The organism is Streptomyces sp. NPDC001027 (assembly GCF_040299045.1).
In the GTDB taxonomy this organism is placed as follows: domain Bacteria; phylum Actinomycetota; class Actinomycetes; order Streptomycetales; family Streptomycetaceae; genus Streptomyces.
In genome coordinates this window covers 1-2,921 of the sequence record NZ_JBEPBI010000467.1, presented here as the reverse complement: position 1 = coordinate 2,921, position 2,921 = coordinate 1, and the positions used below count along the sequence as shown (strand labels likewise).

4 protein-coding genes are annotated in these 2,921 nt (G+C 69.8%); 2 read left to right on the top strand and 2 right to left on the bottom strand.

Going from position 1 to position 2,921, the window contains the following annotated elements; all coding sequences use genetic code 11:
• On the top strand, positions 1 to 393 hold a 393-nt coding region (locus tag ABT300_RS42815; protein ID WP_351688238.1), incomplete at its 5' end, for a lamin tail domain-containing protein.
• Between the two features lie 91 nt (positions 394 to 484).
• On the opposite strand, the gene ABT300_RS42810 is transcribed toward ABT300_RS42815, so the two are convergent.
• Positions 485 to 1,597, bottom strand: a complete 1,113-nt coding sequence (locus ABT300_RS42810; protein WP_351688235.1) for a TolB family protein — start codon at positions 1,595 to 1,597, stop codon at positions 485 to 487.
• A gap of 286 nt (positions 1,598 to 1,883) precedes the next feature.
• Here ABT300_RS42810 and ABT300_RS42805 point away from each other — a divergent pair, with 286 nt between their 5' ends.
• Positions 1,884 to 2,297, top strand: a complete 414-nt coding sequence (locus ABT300_RS42805; RefSeq protein ID WP_351688232.1) for a TraR/DksA family transcriptional regulator — start codon at positions 1,884 to 1,886, stop codon at positions 2,295 to 2,297.
• Between the two features lie 96 nt (positions 2,298 to 2,393).
• On the opposite strand, the gene ABT300_RS42800 is transcribed toward ABT300_RS42805, so the two are convergent.
• Positions 2,394 to 2,921 (bottom strand): SDR family oxidoreductase (locus ABT300_RS42800; RefSeq protein WP_351688229.1); only part of this gene is annotated, 528 nt, incomplete at its 5' end.

The following is a 2,921-nucleotide window of genomic DNA, read 5'->3' as shown; positions in this document are numbered from 1 at the left end:
GTCAAGGGCGTCCAGTACGACGCGCCGGGCAGCGACTCCAACCGGTGTTCCGGCGGCAACGCCAAAGACGAGTACCTGACGATCAAGAACTACTCCCGCACGGCGACCGTCGACCTCAAGGGCTACGTCGTCAAGGACGCCACGGGGAACAAGTTCACCTTCGCCTCCAGCCACAAGCTCGAGCCCGGCGACTACGTGAAGCTGCGCGGCGGCAGGGGCGCCGACTCCGACGCCGGCAACGTCGTCTACCGCCAGAACTGCAACTTCATCTGGAACAACGACAAGGACACCGTCTACCTGCTGAAGCCGTCCGGCGCCAGAGCGGACGTCCACTCCTACACCAAGCGCGCCAACGACGCCGACGGCAACGGATACATCAACTACCACGGCTGACTTCCCGCCCGGTCGCCCCTTCGCCGCGGGACGACCGCAGACGCCGCCCCTTCCCTGCCCGCTCGGCCGGATGGGGCGGCGCCGGCAGGGACTACCAGGAGATGCGGCGGAGGAAGACGTCCGACTTGCCGTTGGTGTCTCCGGGGACGATGTCGTCGGCCGTGGAATGGAAGACGACCTCGCGCCCACCGGCGCTGACCGCGTCGGTCCCGGCCGAGGCGGGTTGAGTGGAGACGATCTCGTCGACGCCCGTCTCCAGGTCGCGCAGCGCGAGCGCCGGTCCGTTCGAGCCCTGGGGGGCGTGCAGCAGGTAGCGACCGGTGGGATCGATGGCCAAGCCCTGTACGCCGGGCACCAGTTGGTCGGCGCCCGAGCTCTGGTCGTGGACGTAGGTGTCGGAGCCCGACAGGTAGACGACCTTGCTGCCGTCCTTGCTGAGCTGGACGAGTGTGGCCGCCTTGGACGGACCTTCGATCGGGCCGCTGGAGGTGTGGTCGGTGGCGTCCCAGACGAAGACGTCCTGGCTCTGGCCGTCCTGGTAGGCGACGAACCGGCCGTCGCCGCTGATGGACGGGCGCGCCTGGACGCTGTTGTTGAGCTCGGCGACGGGCTGTGCGGTGTTGGCGTTCCAGTCCAGCACCTCGATGCGCTGCCGGGAGGGCGGCCGGGTGAAGGTGGCGACGTGGGCGACGTAGCGGCCGTCCGCGCTGAGCGAGGGCTGACTGCAGCTGAGGCCCGAGCAGGTGAGGCCGATCGTGCGTGCCGAACTCACCTGGGACAGCAGGATCTTCGTGTCTCGGAACAGCTGCCCCCACAGGGCGACGTACTGCCCGTCCCCGCTGATCACCGGGCGTTGGATCGGAGACGTGTTGATGCTCATCTGCGTGGTCTGGCCCGCCTGCTGATCACGGACGAACACCGTCGTGAACGTGACCGGGTTGGAGGGCGTCAGGTTCTTCGCCGACGACGAGAAGGCGATGCGCCGGCCGTCGGCTGTGATCGTGGCGCCCGCGGAGTCGCCGTCGCCCTGGGCGCCGTCGGGCGCGACACTGATCCGCTCCACACCGGCCGCGCTGTCGCTCGCTGCGCCCGGCACGGTCATGGGCTCGGCGGAAACGGCTCCCGGCAGCGCCGTCGTGACCGCACAGACCACGACCGTGGCGCATAAGACGGCCCGAACGCGTCCGGCGGTCCTCTGATTCATGATTCCCATGGTTCCCCCACGTCATGACATCGGTCGTCGCCCCGGCTCCCCACCGGAGGACCTCAAGCATGCAACCGCGACGGCGCTGCGGGGTCAATGCGTCGTACGAAGGTCACGACACGCCGACTGCCTCCGAGCCCGCTGTCCGGCGACGCCGTGGACGCCGCCCGACGACCGCCCCGACCCGCCCCGCCCGGTCCCGCGAGGCACGCTCACGCGGAAAGCGGCCGGCGAGCCGGACGGCCGGCCGGGGGAATGCCGAAGGCCGCGGCGGCGTTGTCGCAGCATGGGCGATGCATCCCGTGACAGCCAGGACGAGCCCGGTACGTCCAGCCTCTCGGGCGCGCGTGCGCGTCTCGCGGCCGACCGGGCCGACACTCTCGCGCGTGCGGCCGCACTGAGCCGTGACTTCGACGGGATCGTCGCGGCGAACGCCCTGGTCGCCGTCGACGACGAGCACGACCCCGAGGGAGGCACCACCGCCTTCGAGCGGGCGCATGTGGCGGCCCTGATGACGCAGGCGCGTGAGCACCTGGAAGAACTGGACCGGGCGCTGGAACGTCTTGAACAGGGACAGTACGGTCGATGCGAGCGCTGTGGCCGGATGATTCCGCCCGAACGCCTCGAGATACGTCCGGCGTCCACCACCTGCGTCAGCTGCGCCCAGGCCGACCCGCGTCGATCGCCGCCGCACGCCTGACGCCGTGGGTCCACACGTCTAGCGTCGCGATCCGCGGCGTAACAGTTGCTGAACCACGCCGCCGGGCGTCCTGCTCTGTGTCGGCGGGCCCGGGGGTCAGGCGAGCCCGCCGTTGCTCTTCAGCAGCTGTCCGTTGATCCACTGCCCCTGCGGTGAGCACAGGAACTCCACGAGGTGGGCGGTGTCCTGCGGGTTGCCCAGCCGTCCCAACGGCGTCTGGCGCACCACGTGGTCCCGGATGTCGTCGGACATCCAACCGGTGTCCACCGGACCCGGGTTGATCACGTTGGCCGTGATCCCGAGCGGGGCGAGTTCATGGGCGGCGGCCAGCGTGATGCGGTCCAGCGCGCCTTTGCTCGCCCCGTAGGGCAGGTTGCCGACGGTGTGGTCACTGGTGAGGCTGATCACGCGTCCGGTTCCGTGAGCCCCCTGGAAGCGGCGGCCGTACTCGCGGATCAGCAGCCAGGCGGCGCGCGCGTTGACCGCGAAGTGGCGGTCGAAGCTTTCCAGGGTGGTGTCGAGCAGGCCGGAGTCGACCGACTCGCAGTGGCACATCACGAGAGCCGTGACGTCGCCGAGGCGGCGTCGGACCTCGTCGAAGACACGATCCGGACACTCCGGAAC